Source organism: Pseudomonas sp. MM211, from assembly GCF_020386635.1.
Lineage (GTDB): Bacteria > Pseudomonadota > Gammaproteobacteria > Pseudomonadales > Pseudomonadaceae > Aquipseudomonas.
In genome coordinates, this window is the sequence record NZ_CP081942.1 from 2,365,436 (window position 1) to 2,380,925 (window position 15,490).

The 15,490-nt window shown below is 62.9% G+C and carries 14 protein-coding genes; 6 read left to right on the forward strand and 8 right to left on the reverse strand.

Annotated features, from left to right (window positions below):
- The first annotated feature begins 182 nt into the window (after positions 1–182).
- The 5 genes from adk to K5Q02_RS10840 all read left to right on the forward strand — a co-directional run bounded on the left by adk (position 183) and on the right by K5Q02_RS10840 (position 4,193).
- Entirely contained in the window at positions 183–830 is a 648-nt protein-coding gene (gene adk / locus K5Q02_RS10820) for an adenylate kinase (protein WP_225839105.1), read from the forward strand.
- Between the two features lie 297 nt (positions 831–1,127).
- Entirely contained in the window at positions 1,128–1,913 is a 786-nt protein-coding gene (locus tag K5Q02_RS10825) for a 5'-nucleotidase, lipoprotein e(P4) family (RefSeq protein WP_225839107.1), read from the forward strand.
- A 193-nt stretch (positions 1,914–2,106) separates the two neighbouring features.
- Positions 2,107–2,799: a tRNA (adenosine(37)-N6)-threonylcarbamoyltransferase complex dimerization subunit type 1 TsaB gene (gene tsaB / locus K5Q02_RS10830; RefSeq protein WP_225839109.1), complete on the forward strand. Its 693-nt coding sequence runs from the start codon at positions 2,107–2,109 to the stop codon at positions 2,797–2,799.
- A 117-nt stretch (positions 2,800–2,916) separates the two neighbouring features.
- Positions 2,917–3,258: a hypothetical protein gene (locus tag K5Q02_RS10835; protein ID WP_225839110.1), complete on the forward strand. Its 342-nt coding sequence runs from the start codon at positions 2,917–2,919 to the stop codon at positions 3,256–3,258.
- A gap of 71 nt (positions 3,259–3,329) precedes the next feature.
- The gene (locus K5Q02_RS10840; protein ID WP_225839112.1) at positions 3,330–4,193 is read left to right on the forward strand and encodes a DUF72 domain-containing protein; all 864 of its coding nucleotides are present in this window, start codon (positions 3,330–3,332) and stop codon (positions 4,191–4,193) included.
- Positions 4,194–4,542: 349 nt separating this feature from the next.
- On the opposite strand, the gene K5Q02_RS10845 is transcribed toward K5Q02_RS10840, so the two are convergent.
- The 8 genes from K5Q02_RS10845 to K5Q02_RS10880 all read right to left on the reverse strand — a co-directional run bounded on the left by K5Q02_RS10845 (position 4,543) and on the right by K5Q02_RS10880 (position 14,442).
- A complete protein-coding gene (locus K5Q02_RS10845) occupies positions 4,543–5,637 on the reverse strand; it encodes a DUF1513 domain-containing protein (protein ID WP_225839647.1) in 1,095 nt (364 codons plus the stop codon).
- A 9-nt stretch (positions 5,638–5,646) separates the two neighbouring features.
- Positions 5,647–6,708, reverse strand: coding sequence for an imelysin family protein (locus K5Q02_RS10850; protein WP_225839114.1), 1,062 nt, complete (start codon positions 6,706–6,708; stop codon positions 5,647–5,649).
- A gap of 11 nt (positions 6,709–6,719) precedes the next feature.
- Positions 6,720–8,138, reverse strand: a complete 1,419-nt coding sequence (locus K5Q02_RS10855) for a di-heme oxidoreductase family protein (protein WP_225839116.1) — start codon at positions 8,136–8,138, stop codon at positions 6,720–6,722.
- A 161-nt stretch (positions 8,139–8,299) separates the two neighbouring features.
- Positions 8,300–9,637: an imelysin family protein gene (locus tag K5Q02_RS10860; RefSeq protein ID WP_225839117.1), complete on the reverse strand. Its 1,338-nt coding sequence runs from the start codon at positions 9,635–9,637 to the stop codon at positions 8,300–8,302.
- 161 nt (positions 9,638–9,798) lie between these two features.
- Positions 9,799–11,862, reverse strand: coding sequence for a putative bifunctional diguanylate cyclase/phosphodiesterase (locus K5Q02_RS10865; RefSeq protein ID WP_225839119.1), 2,064 nt, complete (start codon positions 11,860–11,862; stop codon positions 9,799–9,801).
- 294 nt (positions 11,863–12,156) lie between these two features.
- Positions 12,157–12,738, reverse strand: a complete 582-nt coding sequence (sodB, locus tag K5Q02_RS10870; RefSeq protein WP_042551802.1) for a superoxide dismutase [Fe] — start codon at positions 12,736–12,738, stop codon at positions 12,157–12,159.
- A 192-nt stretch (positions 12,739–12,930) separates the two neighbouring features.
- Positions 12,931–13,770 carry an EamA family transporter gene (locus K5Q02_RS10875; RefSeq protein WP_225839121.1) on the reverse strand — a complete coding sequence of 280 codons (840 nt, stop codon included), beginning with the start codon at positions 13,768–13,770 and terminating at the stop codon, positions 12,931–12,933.
- A gap of 69 nt (positions 13,771–13,839) precedes the next feature.
- On the reverse strand, positions 13,840–14,442 hold the full coding sequence (locus K5Q02_RS10880) for a LysE/ArgO family amino acid transporter (protein WP_225839123.1): 603 nt from the start codon (positions 14,440–14,442) through the stop codon (positions 13,840–13,842).
- A gap of 152 nt (positions 14,443–14,594) precedes the next feature.
- Here K5Q02_RS10880 and K5Q02_RS10885 point away from each other — a divergent pair, with 152 nt between their 5' ends.
- A complete protein-coding gene (locus K5Q02_RS10885; protein ID WP_225839125.1) occupies positions 14,595–15,488 on the forward strand; it encodes a LysR family transcriptional regulator ArgP in 894 nt (297 codons plus the stop codon).
- Positions 15,489–15,490: the final 2 nt, after the last annotated feature.

The following is a 15,490-nucleotide window of genomic DNA, read 5'->3' on the forward strand; positions in this document are numbered from 1 at the left end:
CCTGGAAATGAGGCCTTGGTCGCATTTGCCTGCGTCTTTCAGTGGCTTGTGCGGCTCAGGGGCGCTGTGTATCTTGGTCGACCTTCTGGCAGTACGGCCTCTGGCCGGCCTGCCGAAATTGTTCGAGATTGGCCCCACGAGGCGAGTCCACCATCACTACCAAGAACTTGAGGAGCACATCGATGCGCGTGATTCTGTTGGGGGCGCCCGGTGCCGGCAAAGGTACTCAGGCTGGTTTCATTACCAAGAAATTCTCGATTCCACAGATTTCCACCGGTGACATGCTGCGTGCAGCGGTCAAGGCCGGTACCGAGCTGGGTCTGGCCGCGAAGAGCGTGATGGATGCTGGCGGTCTGGTTTCCGATGAGCTGATCATCAATCTGGTCAAGGAGCGTATCGCTCAGCCGGATTGTGCCAATGGCTTCCTGTTCGACGGCTTCCCGCGCACCATTCCTCAGGCTCAGGCCCTCAAGGATGCAGGCGTGCAGATCGACTTCGTGGTTGAAATCGCCGTTGATGACGAAGAAATCGTCGGGCGCATTGCCGGCCGCCGGGTACACCCGAACTCCGGGCGCGTATACCACACCGAGCACAATCCACCGAAAGTCGCCGGCAAAGACGACGAAACCGGTGAAGATCTGATCCAGCGCGACGACGACAAGGAAGCCACCGTGCGTCATCGCCTGTCGGTCTACCACTCGCAGACCAAGCCGCTGGTGGACTTCTACCAGAAGCTTTCGGCCGCCGAAGGCACGCCGAAGTACAGTGCCATCGCTGGTGTCGGCTCGGTCGAGCAGATCACCTCCAAGGTACTGGCGGCGCTCAGCTAAGCCATGTTTACCTGACATCAACGGCCCGCTTGCGGGCCGTTGTCGTTTTTGGGCATGTCGATGGCTGTACGGGGTAGGCCAAGGTCGTTCCTGAACCGTGAATGGAGCGACGGCCTATCTAGTATCGAGCGGGTTAGGCCTTTCCAGCATCGAGCTGCCACCTTCGGCATGCATCACTATTCCAGGGTAAGCGGCCTATGGCGGCTACGGCCCCGAGCTGCTCTCCTGGTTTCATCGACCGTCACTTACAGTTGAGGAAGGCGGCTTTACATCAACCACCCCATCAGAGTGAATTTCATGACCAAGAACAGAAGATTTGCCTGCTTGCCCATCGCCATCGTGGCATCGGCGCTGAGCGCATCCGTCGCATTGGCCGACGGCGCCCCGGAAAAAAAGGGCGAGTGCTCAGTTGACCAGTTCACCATGGCGCTGCGGTATCAGCAGCAATCAGCGGAAGTTCGGGCCTTGCAGATGCAGGCTTACAACATCGCCACCGAGAAACTGGACGCAGCGGTGGCAGCGGCAGAAGATCCTTCGAAACTGGCCATCGTCTCCGATGTGGATGAAACCATCATCGACAACTCCGCACTGCTGGCGCGCGATCTTGCCAATTGCCATACCTACGACGGCTGGGACACCTGGCTGCCCTGGGAGCGCGATGGCAATCCGGTGCTGATTCCGGGCGCCAAGAAGTTCCTCGAGCATGCCGACAAGCTGGGCGTGGCCATCCGCTATGTATCGGATCGTTCGGAAGAGCAGAAGGAATACACCCTGACGGCGCTGAAGAAACTTGATCTGCCGCAGGTCAGCGCAGAAAGCGTGCTGCTACTCGGGCCGCCCAAGGTTGAGCGTCGTGCGCTGGTCGCCAAGGATTACCGCATCGTGATGCTGCTCGGCGACACCCTGCATGATTTCGATGCACGTTTCCGCAAGACGCCGGTGTCGGAGCAGCGCGCGACCGCCGAAGCCGAGTCTGCAAAATGGGGCACCGAGTGGATCGTGTTCCCCAATTCCGGCTATGGCACCTGGTCGAAAGAGCCCCTGAAGGGCTGGGACGCCAAACCCGTCATCGAGAAGTGGTAAGCGAGCCCGCCCGCCTGCTGGTGGGCTGACTCGAAGACCCGCCGGTGCCTGTCAGGGGCATCGGCGCGCGCGTTACAGCGCACCGCCGCACCGCCTCACGGGATCTATAACCCGCCTCTTGACCCGCTGTGCTGGAAAAAAACGCCTCAAACCGTTTTAATGCCCGCCCGCTCAGCCACCTCTACAGATCACCATGACCACTCTGCTGGCCCTCGATACCGCCACCGAAGCCTGTTCCGTCGCCCTGCTGCACGATGGTCGAGTGACGAGCCACTACGAGGTGATCCCGCGCATGCATGCGCAGCGGCTGTTACCGATGATCAAGGCGCTACTGGGCGAGCAGGGCGTAGCGCTGTCGGCGCTGGACGCCATTGCCTTCGGTCGTGGCCCCGGTGCCTTTACCGGCGTGCGCATTGCCATTGGCGTGGTACAGGGGCTGGCGTTCGCGCTGGATCGCCCGGTATTGCCGGTGTCCAACCTGGCCGTGCTGGCACAACGGTCGCTGCGTGAACACGGTGCCACCCAGGTCGCAGCGGCCATCGATGCGCGTATGGATGAGGTGTACTGGGGCTGTTACCGCGCCGAGCAAGGCGAGATGCGTCTGGTTGGTCATGAGGCTGTACTGGCGCCCGAGCAGGCACTGCTGCCGACCGACGCCGCTGGCGATTGGTTCGGTGCCGGCACTGGCTGGGGCACCTTCGCACCGCGTATCGCCGCGCAGGTCGCTGCCAGTGACGACGGCATGCTGCCCCACGCCGAAGACCTGCTGAGCCTGGCGCGTTTCGCCTGGGCGCGGGGTGAGGCGGTGGTCGCCGATCAGGCGCAGCCGATCTACTTGCGTGACAAGGTCGCTACGCCCAAGATGCCGCCACCGGCTGGATTCTGAATTTGCCGACGGACGAGCCGTCCTTTTGTCGTCAACTTCCCGCCATGCATTGCCAAGGTCGTGTGGTGCAGCTAAATTGCCAGCACTTCCGCACGCCTTTCTGCCGAGCCTTCATTGATGCGTATCGACGGTAACATCGCGCCCTACTCACCGGATCGTGGCCCCCGCTCGGGGACTGCGGTTACGCCCTATCGCGAGGCGAACCGGGAAGAGGAAGTAAAGCGCGAGCAACCGGCATCGACCGCGGCTACCCAGGGCTTCGAGCAGACCCCGCAAATTCGTCGCGTGCAGCAGACCAACGCCAGCACCGACAACTTCCCGGTGCGCTCTCTGGATGTGACCTACCAGCCAGCCATGAGCAGTCGCGCCGCCCAGGCCATCGCCAGCTACAGCAGCACCGAAGCCTACGTGCGCGACATGGATGCACAGCAGGTGCTGGGGCTCGATCTGTACGCCTGATCGACTTCCGGTATGCTTCTATCGCTGTACACAAGGCACAATAGCGGCCTTTGACCCGTCAGCGATTTGCCATGCTTCCCTATTTCCTTGGTTGCCCCTCCTGGAACGAGACCGCCTGGCGCGGCAGTTTCTACCCGGCTGATCTCAATCTGGCTGACAGCCTCGAGCACTACTGCCGCGTCTTCAATGCGGTGGAGGGCAATACCACGTTCTATGCCCGCCCTGATCAGGACAAGCTGGCTCGCTGGGTGCAGCGCATGCCCGAGCAGTTTCGCTTCTGCGCCAAGGTGCATAAAGACATCAGCCACGAAGGGGATCTGCGCGATCAGCTCGACAGCACCCAGGCCTTTCTCGACCTGCTGGCGCCGTTGGGGGAGCGAGTGGCGCCGTTGTGGCTGCAGCTTCCGGCGATGTTCGGGCCTTCACGGCTGAGCGAACTGGCGGTGTGGTTGGACGAATTCGCCCAGCGCCGACTGGCCGTCGAGGTACGCCACCCGGCCTTCTTCGACAAGGGCGATGAAGAGCGCGCACTCAATCGACTGCTGCACGAGCGGGGTGTCGAGCGCATCTGTCTGGATTCCCGGGCGCTGTTCAGTTGCCGCTCCAGCGATCCGGCGGTGTTGCATGCGCAATCGAAGAAGCCGCGTCTGCCGATTCGCCCGGCGGCGTTCAGCGACAGCCCGCAGGTGCGTTTTATCGGTGGGCCAGATATCGACGCCAATCAGCCCTTTCTCGAGCCCTGGCTGGACAAGGTCGCGGCCTGGATCGAGCAGGGCCTGACGCCCTACGTATTCCTGCACACCCCGGACAACCACCTCGCCGCCGCCCAGGCGCTGCGCTTTCACCAGTCGTTGAGCGAACGCCTGCCGGGTTTGCCGCCGTTGCCCCCATACACCGACAACGAACCCCGCGCCGAGCAGCTCGGTCTGCTCTAAACGGCTAGGTAATCAGGCAGCGGCGTGGCGATAGCGGACATTCGTCATGGGGCTCTGATCTGATCGTTCCTCACGCTCCGCGTGGGAATGCCAGCAGGGACGCTCTGCGTCCGATGTCGAGGCCTGGTGGGCGTAGAGCGCCCTGGATTGGGCCCCCACGCTGGAGCGTGGGGGCCATCATCAAAGCGTGTAGATGCTAAGAGAAGGCAGGAAAGTGGCGGGAGCGGACATAGAGCGCTGCTGCTTTTGTGGGAGCGGCTTTAGCCGCGAGCTCTTTGTTTGCCTTGATAAAAAGCTCGCGGCTAAAGCCCCTCCTACAAGTTACGCGAACGGCTGCTTTTGCCGGCGCTCATGCCAGGCGCAGGTGGTTGTCCCATAGCCCTGCCGGGAGTTCCAAGGGCTGCATGGCGATACGTTCGCTGCGGCAGTCGTACAGGCGGCAGCGGCCGATGCCGGCGCTGACCACGAAGCCGTGTTCCACCGCACCGACGCCTGCGCAATCGGGTAGCGAGGCGTCCAGGCGTACCGCACCGCTGTCCAGATCCCAGATGAACAGGCGGTTGCCTCTGGGGGCGGTCATCGCCAGCAGACGCAGGTCGCTGTGCACCGCTACGCTGGCGGTGTACTGGTTCATCATCTGCCGTTGCGCATCGGCCATCGGGAAGTGCTGGAACGGCTGGCCCGGACGCTTGATCGCCACCAGCGGCACAGCGTCCATGGCATCACCCATGTACTGCTGGCCGCTGACGATGGTGCCGTCGCTGGCCACGGCCAGGTGGCGCACGCTGTTCATCTGCTCGGGCAACTGCTCCTTGCTGTGCAGGGTGCCGTCGCGGGCCATCAGTACCAGGCTGGCTTCCATGGCATCGAGGTTCATTTCCACCCGGCTTTCCGCCTCGGTGCGGATGCCGCCGTTGGCCACTACCAGGGTTTCGCCATCCGGCATCCACAGCACCTGATGCGGGCCCAGGCCGTGGGTGGACAGCTCGTCGCGGCGCAGCAGGCGCTCGCCTTCCAGGCGATAGGCGCCGAGCACACCGCGACCGGGATCGCGGGTATCGTTCTCGGTGGCGTACAGCCATTCACCATCCTTGTGGAACACCGCGTGGCCGTAGAAGTGCCGATCCTGCTCGCTGTGTAGCGTTTGCAGCAGGCGTCCGTCGCGGGTGTCCACCAGATAGCTCTCGGTGCTCGGCCGGCGCCCGACGAACAAGGCCATGGGCAGGTTCGGGTGCGGCACCACGTCGTGGCAACGCTCGCTGACTTGAGTGGCGAATGCCTGCTGGCCGTCGAGCCGATAGCCGACTGCGTAGTGCTTGCCACCTTCGTCATTGCGAGCCGAAAGCAGCAGTGGCTGGCCGCCGTCGTGGCTGAGCTTCCAGCCGCCCACTGCGCCTGCAGCGAGTACCGCGGCGCTCAAGCCAAGAAAGGCTCTGCGTTTGATCGCCATGAATCAGTCTCCGTCGTGAGCATTGAAGCCCAGCTGGATGCCCAGTGCCCGTGCCAGCTCGCCCTCGTGCAGACGGTGCAGCACGTTTAGGCTGTCGTAGAAGGCGTTGAGGGTCTGCCGCCCTGCCTCGTCAGCCAGCAGTTCGCCCAGTGGGCGTTGCAGGCCGGCGAGCTGCTTGCGGGTGTCTGCGTAGGCGGCATCGATTCGCTGTTTGAGCGCATCCTGATCGCTGCCCAGCAGGGCCTGGATACCGTCGTTCTTGGCACCGTGCCAGAGCTGCTCGGCACCGGTCAGAGCCGCGCCGAGGTTGGCGAGGCTGGCCTGGCTGCGCCAGGCTTCTGCCTGGTAAGGCTGCGGTACGCCCTTGCTTTGGCGGCCCAGCGGCGCGCCGAGTTTCTTCTTCAGGCCGTCGATGGCGCTGACCTGGGTGCGCAGCAGGTCGGAGATGGCTTCACCGGCTTCTGCATAGCGCTCGTTGGGAAAAGTTTTGTACTGGCTGAGTGCGCCGGCCTGGTCTTGCCACTGCGCCAGCACGGTGCTCGCCAGTGCCTGCTGATGTTCGCCGATGGCCACCAGCAGCGGGCAGTAGCGGGCCTTCTGTTCGGCATTTTGCAGATCGATCTCTGCATCGAAGATCAGGTACTCATAGGCGGTAAGCCCCTGGACGACGACGCTGGATTTCTCCAGGTCGGCTGCTGTCAGCTGTGGCTTGCTGTTGACCAGCGCCTGAACCTGGCGTGCCACCAGATTTTTCTTGTCCGGCCAGAACTGCACCTGCCAGGCGCGATTGCCTTCGGCAAGCGGCCCTACGGCCAGTGGCTGCAGGCTTGCCCAGGCGCTCTGCGCGGTGAGGAAGGCCTGGCGAGCGGCAGCCCGATCCTCCTCGCCTGCGCAGAACGACTTGGCACTTTTGGCCAGGCCGGTATCGGCTTCTTTCCAGGTGATGTGGGCGGGCAGCAGCACGCCTTCGGCCAGCGCGGCGCTGACCGTTGTCTGCGGATCCGCAGGTGAGCAGGCGGCCAGAGTCAGGCCCAGCAGGGCGATGGTCAGCGGAGAACGGATCATGCGCGGCTCCTTTACAGTGAGTTCAGAAAGGCCAGAAGCGCGGCGCGCTCCTCGCTGGAAAATGTCAGCACGTGGCGTTTGGCGGCTTCGGCTTCGCCACCGTGCCAGGCAATCGCCTCGAGCAGGTTGCGTGCGCGGCCGTCGTGCAGGAACTGGGTATGGCCGCTGATCTTCTCGGTCAGGCCGATACCCCACAATGGTGCGGTGCGCCACTGCCGGCCGCTGGCGCGGAATTCGCTGCGATCATCAGCGAGGCCGTCGCCCATGTCGTGGAGCAGCAGGTCGGTGTAAGGGCGAATGGTCTGGTTGGTCAGTTCCGGTTCGGCGGCATCAGCTGCGGTTACGAAGCTTGGCGTATGGCAGCTCTGGCAGCCCGCGCGATGGAACAGGGTCTTGCCCGCCAGCACTTGGGCGTCGTCGGCCTTGCGACGAGCCGGTACGGCGAGGTTGCGGGTGTAGAACAGCACCATCTTCATGATGTTGTCGCTAACCTCCGGCTCGCCACCGTGGGGCGCCTCGCGGCAGGCGGTTTGCGTATCGGTGCACTGGTCGCGCGGCACGACACTGCTGGTCAGGCCCATGTCGTGGGCGAAGGCGTGGGCGTTCTGCTGATTCAGGGTCGGTTGCCCGGCCTTCCAGCCGAAACGGCCGAGCACGGTCTTTTGCTGCACATCGTCCCACACCCAGTTGGGCTGCCCGGCAATGCCGTCACCATCGCCATCCTCGGGGTCGGCGTTGGCCAGAATGGCTGCTTCCGGGATGGCTTCGAGTAGGCCAAGACCGATCATCGGCGGGGCGACCCGCGCCGAGAACTGCGTATCCGGGTGCATCGGCCCGTAGCCGAGCTGGCTGATGTTCAACTGCGGCTTGCGCAGCTCGATGCTGTACCCGTCGTCGAACTGCACGTTGTGGGTGCTGTACTCAACGCGTACCTTGCCTTCGGGCGCTACGCCGGGGTTGGCCATGTCCTGCAGCTGCGCGCCGTATTTCGGCTCGGGCAGCACGCCCTGGCGCTCGATGATCCACTCATCCGCGCTACCGGCAGGAATCGACAGACGCACCAGCATCGACACGGCGTTGACGCTGCCGGGCTCGGGTGGGTGACCACGGCCATCGCGAATGTGGCAGTTCTGGCAGGCATTGGTGTTGAACAGCGGGCCGAGCCCGTCCCGAGCGGTGGTGGTGGACGGCGCGATCACCCAGGGGTTGCGGAAGAAACTATTGCCCACGCTGAAATCCAGGCGACGCTCGGCCTTGAGGTTGGCGGAGGGCAGGGAGAACGCGTTGTGGTCGCTGCGCGAAACCGTGGCTGTGCCGCCGGAAAGCGCTTCGCCAGGCTCTGCTTCGGTAAAGCGCGGGGACTGGTCACACGCCGCCAGGCTGAGGGCCAGGCCCAACAATGGCAGCAAACGACCGGATGGCGCAGGCATCGACAGAGTCCGTGACAGGAAAATCAAGGGCGGGAATCTTAGCAGCCTATGCAGCTTTAAATAAGATGGATTTGCATGTGTAGACGGCCCACAGCGCAGAAATGAAAAAGGCCGATGCGAGGTGAGTCGCATCGGCCTGGTCTACGCCTGAGGTTCTAGGATCAGAACTCGTGATCGGCGGTATCCGGGTTCAGATCGCTGATGCCCAGCTTGCCAGCCGCCTGCTCGATGGCGCCGGTCTGCTTGACCAGGGCGGCGATGGCGTCGCGCACCAGTTGCTGGCCGTCGGCGTTGTCGGCGGCGATCAGTTGGTCGAAGTGCTGCCCCTTGTTGGCGCTGTCGACCAGGGCCTGCAGCTTGGCTTCGGTGGCTTCCAGGTCGGCCTTGAGGGTGGTGTCGGCTGCGGCGTCTGCCTTGGCAACCAGCGACGACAGGCTTGGACCAGACAGGCTGGTGCCGTCGGCCTTCTTGTACTCGCCCAGGTAGACGTTGCGAATGCCCTTGCCGTTGTAGAAGTGCGAGTTGTGGGTGTTGTCGCTGAAGCAGTCATGCTCGTCTTCGGTGGAGTTGGCTTCCAGCGCGACTTTCATGCGCTCGCCGGCCAGTTCGCCGAGGGACAGGCTGCCCATGCCGAAGAGGATCTTGCGCAGACCGTTCTCGGCGGATTCGCTTTCCAGGGTGGCGCGGTAGTTGTCGGCCACGCCGGCTTTCCACTGGCCAGCCATTTCGTCGAGGTCGGCGACCAGCAGTTCGGTAGCGGCCTTCAGGTAGGCACGACGACGCTCGTTGTGGCCGCCGGTAGCACCTTCACCGACTACGTAGTCGGTAGCCGGACGCTCGCCAGCACCAGGGCCGGTGCCGTTCAGGTCCTGGCCCCAGAGCAGGAATTCGATGGCGTGGTAGCCGGTGGCGACGTTGGCTTCGGAGCCGCCCAGCTCGTTCAGGCTGGCGAGCAGATCCGGGGTGATTTCGGTGACGTCGAGCTTGTCTTCGCCGACCTGGATCTCGGTGTTGGCAATGATGTTGGCGCTGGCACCCGGGTTGCCCAGTGCGTGCTGGTAGTCGGCGGCGACGTAGTCGATCAGGCCTTCATCCAGTGGCCATGCGTTAACCTGGCCTTCCCAGTCGTCGACGATGGTGTTGCCGAAGCGGAACACTTCGCTCTGCATGTAGGGCACGCGCGAGGCCAGCCAGGCTTCGCGAGCGGCCTTGAGGGTTTCCTCGTTAGGCGTGGCGAGCAGGGCGTCGATAGCGGTCTGCAGGGTTTTTGCGGTGCTGGCGGCGTCGTCGAACACGGCGGATGCGATGTCGGCATAGTGCTTGACCACGGCCTGCGCAGCGGCTTCGTCGAAGGCGCTGGCTGCTGCTGGTGCACTGCTGGTGCTCGCTTGCGGAGCCGGCGCGGCGGCTTGGTTGGCAGGCGCTTTGTCTTCACCGCAGCCCGCGAGGGCAATAGCGATTGTCAGCAGGCTGGCAGAGGCCAGGGGCATACGAATCATGACGAAATCCTTTGCGTGTTAATGGGGAGCGCACGTGGTTATCCACATGAGCTGCAACATAATGCGAAAGATTTTCATTTTACGCAAAGCCTGGGTGTGCTTGCGCCGGTTTTAACGCGGCGCGAAGCATCGCTTGGCAGTGATTTAGACGCTTGTGCGATCTAAAGGGTGGCGGGGTTGATGTGCTGCTGCATACGGCTGGACTGCTTGAGGTACTGGGTCAACTCACGGGCTGGTAATGGCTTGCTGTAAAAGTAGCCCTGACCTTCATGACAACCCTGGGCAATGATGTAAGCCTCCTGCTCGGCAGTCTCCACGCCCTCAGCGATCACTTGCATGCCCAGGCTCTTGCCGAGCTGAATGATGGCGCGAACGATGGTGGCATCATCTTCGTCGTTGAGTAGATCCTGTACGAAGCTTTTGTCGATCTTGATCTTGTCCAGCGGCAGGCTCTTCAGGTAACTGAGTGACGAATAACCCGTGCCGAAGTCGTCGATGGCGATCAGCGCCCCGGATCGACGCAGGCTGAGCAGGTGCTGGGCGGCGGTACTGATGTCTTCCATCAGGCCGGTTTCGGTCACTTCCAGTTCCAGGCTGCTAGGGGGCAGGCGATACATCTGCATCAGGTTGTTGACCATGCGTGGCAGCTCGGCATGGTGCAACTGCACGGTGGACAGATTGACCGCCATGCGCAGGTTGCTGTAGCCCTGATCGTGCCATTCGCGTAACTGCCGGCAGGTCTGATCCAGCACCCATTCGCCAATCGCGATGATGCTGCCGTTCTGTTCGGCCAATGGAATGAACAGATCCGGCGCGACCAGGCCGTGCTGCGGATGTTGCCAGCGCAGCAGGGCTTCGACGCCCACCACACGGTGATCGCGGAAGCTGATCTGCGGCTGATAAACCAGGTGCAGTTGATTCAGTGCCAGGGCGTCGCGCAGATCCTTTTCCAGCTCGCGACGGCGGCGCATCTCGCTATCGACGCTGGCGATATAGAACTGGTAGCGGTTGCGCGAGCGGCTCTTGGCCAGGGTCATGGTCTGTTCGGCTTTTTGCAGCAGCTTTTCGGGGCTGTCGCCGTCTTCCGGGAACAGGGTGATGCCGATGGTTGCGCGTAATTGCACCAGGTGGTCGTCGAGGGCGAATGGCGCCTCGAGGTCGTCCAGCACGCTTTGCGCCAGTTCTGCTGCCTCATAGGGCTGTTCGATATCGGCCTGCACCAGGACGAACTGATCCCCACCCAGGCGCGCCAGGGCGCCCAGGCGGCCGCTGTGGCTACGTAAGCGGTCGGACAACGCCAGCAGCAGTTGGTCGCCGGTCTGGTAGCTGAATTGCTCGTTGATGCCCTTAAAGTCATCCAGCCCAACGCACAGCACGGCAACCCGGCGCTGCAGTCGTCCGGCGTCTTCGAGGATCTGTTCGAGCTGCTGTTGCAGCTGCTGGCGGTTCGGCAGGCCTGTTAGGAAATCGTACTGGGACATGCGTCGCAAGCTGCTTTCGGCTTCGCGGCGCAGGTGAGTATTGCGTTCGATGGAGGCGAGCAACTGGTTGGCGGTATTGATCCACAAACCGAGCTCGTTCTTCTCGTTGCCGGCGAGCATGGGCAGCTTGTTCTCGCTGGGCCGATCCGGGTTGATGCTGCTCAGGTGCTCGATGATCTTGGCCAGCGGCTTGGTCAGTAGCCAGTAATAGACCAGGTACAGCACCAGCCCCATGGCCAGCGCGCGCAGTACGCCGGAAATGAAGATGATCACCGAGTTGGTGATGAAGCTTTCCCCGTACAGGGCGGTGTCGAGGGTAATGTTCAGGTCGCCGTAGTATTCGTTATACGGCTCACGGCCGACCAGGCGAGTGGTGAACTGCTGCTGCTCGCCGAGAATCGGGTCGGTTAGCCAGCGAATGGGCAGCTCGGACAGTGGTCGATCTTTCTCGGCCAGCATCTGCTCGCCAGGGTGGCCGATGGCGGCTTGTCGCACCGATTCATGCTGAAACAGGCCTTCGACGACCTGCATGCCCATCTCCCGGTCGAGGCTGTAAACCGCCTGCGTCGAGGGGTCGCGGAACATGCCGAGGATGCGCTGGGCATCGTTGGTGATGGTGTGGCGGGTCTTGTAGACATCGAACACGATCTGGCCAAGGCTCAGCACCACGCCAACCGCAAGCGCGGACAACAGCACGACGCGAAGCAGTTTCACGGACAGACTGTGCTTGAGTTCCAGCTTCAAATGGCAGTTCCTTTTGCGATACCGGGCGCCGGATAGGGGTTGAGTATTGGCAAAGTCGCGGTAGCAGTCAAAGGCCAGAGTTGCACGGCGATCATCCAATAGTGCCGGTTTCCCGCAGCACCTGCATTGTTTCGGAGGCAGCCCTCAAGTCTTGAGTACCGTCCGTCGATCCCGGCGTACCTTTGGGGGTATCGCAACAGGCTGATTACAGATGAAAAAATGCCCCCCTGACTCGCGTCCGGAGGGCATCTCGATGCTGCATGTGCGCTTGCAGGCAAACGCTGCAGCGGGGGATCAGGCAGCGAAGTTCTTCGCCACGAAGTCCCAGTTGACCAGGTTCCAGAACGCCTCGACATACTTAGGACGGACGTTGCGGTAGTCGATGTAGTAGGCGTGTTCCCACACATCGCAGGTCAGCAGCGGAGTATCGCCTGCGGTCAGCGGGCAACCGGCGCCGATGGTGCTGGCCAGAGCCAGGGAGCCGTCAGCCTTCTTCACCAGCCAGCCCCAGCCAGCACCGAAGGTGCCGATGGTGACCTTGCTGAACTCTTCCTTGAATTTCTCGAAAGAGCCGAAGGATTTCTCGATGGCCGCGGCCAGCTCACCAGTCGGTTGACCGCCGCCGTTGGGGCTCAGGCAGTTCCAGTAGAAGGTGTGGTTCCATACCTGGGCCGCGTTGTTGAAGATGCCGCCGGAGGAAGTCTTGACGATTTCTTCCAGGCTCTTGCCTTCGAACTCGGTACCGGGCACGAGGTTGTTCAGGTTCACGACATAGGTGTTGTGGTGCTTGTCGTGGTGATACTCCAGAGTTTCCTTGGAGATGTGCGGCTGCAGAGCATCGTGTGCATAAGGCAGCGGCGGCAATTCGAAAGCCATGGTTATTCTCCTAATCAGGTCTGTTGCGATGAGCGCAAGGCCGATCACGGGCGGCCAAACATGCGTCGGCGGGTTTATACCCTTTGCGACGCAGGGCAGGGATCATAGCACCGGGGCTACTCTATAACCACGCAGCAACTGTGCGGGATAGAGCCCTCGTCGGGCATCAGGCCAATCAACCCTGAAAGCGCTTCAGGCGATCTTCATCGTCGCCACACCGGCGAGGATGATCAGGCAGGCCAGCAGGCGAATCGGCGGCAGGCTTTCCTTCAGCCACAGGCTGCCGATCAGCAGGGCGAACACCACGCTGGTCTCGCGCAGGGCCGATATCAGCGCCACCGGTGCCTGGGTCATCGCCCAGATGACGATGCTGTAGGCGAACATCGACATCGCTCCGCCGAGCAGCCCGGCTTTCCAGTGCGGGCCCAGTTCGCGAACGATGCGTGCACCGCGCTGGCCGACAATCACCAGGGCCATCACCAGGCCGTTCACGGCGAACAACCACAGCGAGTAGGACAGCGGGTCGCCGTTGGCACGGGCACCGCTGGCGTCGGACAGCGTGTAGCCGGCGATGAACAGGGCGGTCATCAGCGCGCTGAACAGCAGGCCGCCACTGGCTTTGCCGCTGCCACCACGAACCGCCATCAGCCAGATGCCGGCGACCAGCACCGCCAGGCCGAGCAGTTGCCCGGCAGGCAGGACTTCACCCAACAACAGCACCGAGAGGCCTGCTACCAATAGCGGAGAACTGCCCCGGGAAATTGGATAGACCTGACCGAGGTCGCCGTATCGATAGGCGCGGCTGAGAAAGACGTTGTAACCGATATGCAGGATTGCCGAGAGGACGATCCACGGCCAGGCCGCGGCATTGGGCATGGCTACGAATGGCAGGGCCAGCAGCGCGACGCTACCAGCGCCGATCTGGATCAGCGAGGCGGTGAGGAAGCGATCCAGGCCGATTTTCAGCAGCGCGTTCCAGCCTGCGTGCAGGGCCGCCGAGGCGATGACCATGAGAAAGACGCTGGTTTCCACGCAGGCTCCGGCAGATTTCGACAGGGGCCGCAGCATAGCACTGGCGCCGATTCTGAGCCCTGTCTGGGATCAAATCGGGCTGGCGATCAGTTGCCAGGCAATCGCGAACATCATCGCGGCGACGAGCAGATCGATGATTCGCCAGGTCAGCGGCCGAGCCAGCCACGGCGCCAGCCAGGCAGCGCCGAGCGCCAGGCACATGAACCACACCAGCGAGGCACTGGCGGCACCCGCCGCGTAGGCCTCGGGGACACTTTGCTGGGCGCCGAGGGAGCCGATCAGCAGCACGGTATCCAGATAAACGTGGGGGTTGAGCAGGGTTACCGCCAGGGTCGCCAGCAACACCGCGCGCAGCGAACGAGGCGTGCTGCCCTGTACCTCGAGGGCGTTCGGCCGGCAGGCACGCAGCAGAGCCTGGGCGCCGTACCAGAGCAGAAAGGCCGCGCCGCCCCAGCGTGCGACGCTCAACAACAGTTCACTTTGCGCCAGCAGGGTCGCCAGACCGAACACCCCGGCGCTGATCAGTAACGCATCGCAAACGATGCACAGCAGCGCCGCCGGCAGGTGGTGCTCACGACGCAGGCTCTGGGCGAGGACGAACGCATTCTGTGCGCCGAGGGCGATGATCAGGCCGGCGGTGATCGCCAGGCCATTGCTGTAGCTCTGCCACATGATCAGTGCGCCCTTTCTGGATGAGAGAGAAGGAAATTGCCGAGAGCTGACATGACCGATGCATCCTGAGTAGGGGAGAGATGGCTATCAGTCTGCGGTGATTGCTTGTATAAGAAAAAACAATATTGCTGATCGCTCATTAGGAGAATCGATTGCTCGATTACAAGTTGCTGGCTGCCCTTGCTGCGGTCGTCGAACAGGCTGGCTTCGAGCGCGGCGCCCAGGTTCTGGGGCTGTCGCAATCGGCGGTGTCTCAGCGCATCAAGCTGCTGGAGGCGCGCATCGGGCAGCCGGTGCTGCTGCGGGCCATGCCGCCGACGCCCACCGATGTCGGTCGGCGCTTGCTCAATCATGTGCAGCAGGTGCGCCTGCTCGAGCGTGATCTGCAGGAGCAGGTGCCGGCTCTGGAGGTCGACGGCGAAACCCAGCGGCTGCGCATCGCCGTCAATGCCGACAGCCTGGCGACCTGGTGGGCAAGGGCGGTGGCGGACTTCTGCGCCAGTCACCGGGTGCTGCTGGAACTGGTGGTCGAGGATCAGGAAGTGGGCCTCAAGCGCATGCGCGCGGGTGATGTGGCGGCCTGCGTGTGTGCGGCCGAGCGCCCGGTTTCCGGTGCTCGCAGCCTGCCGCTCGGCGCCATGCGCTACCGGGCCATGGCCAGCCCAGCCTTCATCACCCGACATTTTCCCAACGGCGTGACGCCCGAGCGCCTGGCCCATGTGCCGGCAATCGTGTTCGGCCCGGATGACCAGTTGCAGCACCGCTACCTCAGTGAGCTGGGCCTCTCGGGCAGCTTTCTGCATCACCTGTGTCCTTCGTCGGAAGGTTTCCTGCGCCTGACTGCCGAGGGCCTCGGCTGGGGCATGGTGCCCGAGCCGCAGATGCACGAGGCGCTGGCCAGCGGTGAGCTGGTCGAGCTGCTTGCCGACCGGCCAGTCGATGTGCCGTTGTACTGGCACCACTGGCGCAATGGCGGCGAGTTGCTCGACCGCCTGACCGGGCATTTGCATCGTCATGCAGGTGACTATCTGGTGCCATTAGCTTGAGC

Bases quoted from the DNA above. Each gene is read 5' to 3' on its own strand.
- K5Q02_RS10880 (WP_225839123.1), bottom strand. From the start codon at position 14,442: ATGTGGCAGAGCTACAGCAATGGCCTGGCGATCACCGCCGGCCTGATC.
- adk (WP_225839105.1), top strand. From the start codon at position 183: ATGCGCGTGATTCTGTTGGGGGCGCCCGGTGCCGGCAAAGGTACTCAG.
- K5Q02_RS10855 (WP_225839116.1), bottom strand. From the start codon at position 8,138: ATGCCTGCGCCATCCGGTCGTTTGCTGCCATTGTTGGGCCTGGCCCTC.
- K5Q02_RS10840 (WP_225839112.1), top strand. From the start codon at position 3,330: ATGCTTCCCTATTTCCTTGGTTGCCCCTCCTGGAACGAGACCGCCTGG.
- sodB (WP_042551802.1), bottom strand. From the start codon at position 12,738: ATGGCTTTCGAATTGCCGCCGCTGCCTTATGCACACGATGCTCTGCAG.
- K5Q02_RS10850 (WP_225839114.1), bottom strand. From the start codon at position 6,708: ATGATCCGTTCTCCGCTGACCATCGCCCTGCTGGGCCTGACTCTGGCC.
- tsaB (WP_225839109.1), top strand. From the start codon at position 2,107: ATGACCACTCTGCTGGCCCTCGATACCGCCACCGAAGCCTGTTCCGTC.
- K5Q02_RS10860 (WP_225839117.1), bottom strand. From the start codon at position 9,637: ATGATTCGTATGCCCCTGGCCTCTGCCAGCCTGCTGACAATCGCTATT.
- K5Q02_RS10835 (WP_225839110.1), top strand. From the start codon at position 2,917: ATGCGTATCGACGGTAACATCGCGCCCTACTCACCGGATCGTGGCCCC.
- K5Q02_RS10825 (WP_225839107.1), top strand. From the start codon at position 1,128: ATGACCAAGAACAGAAGATTTGCCTGCTTGCCCATCGCCATCGTGGCA.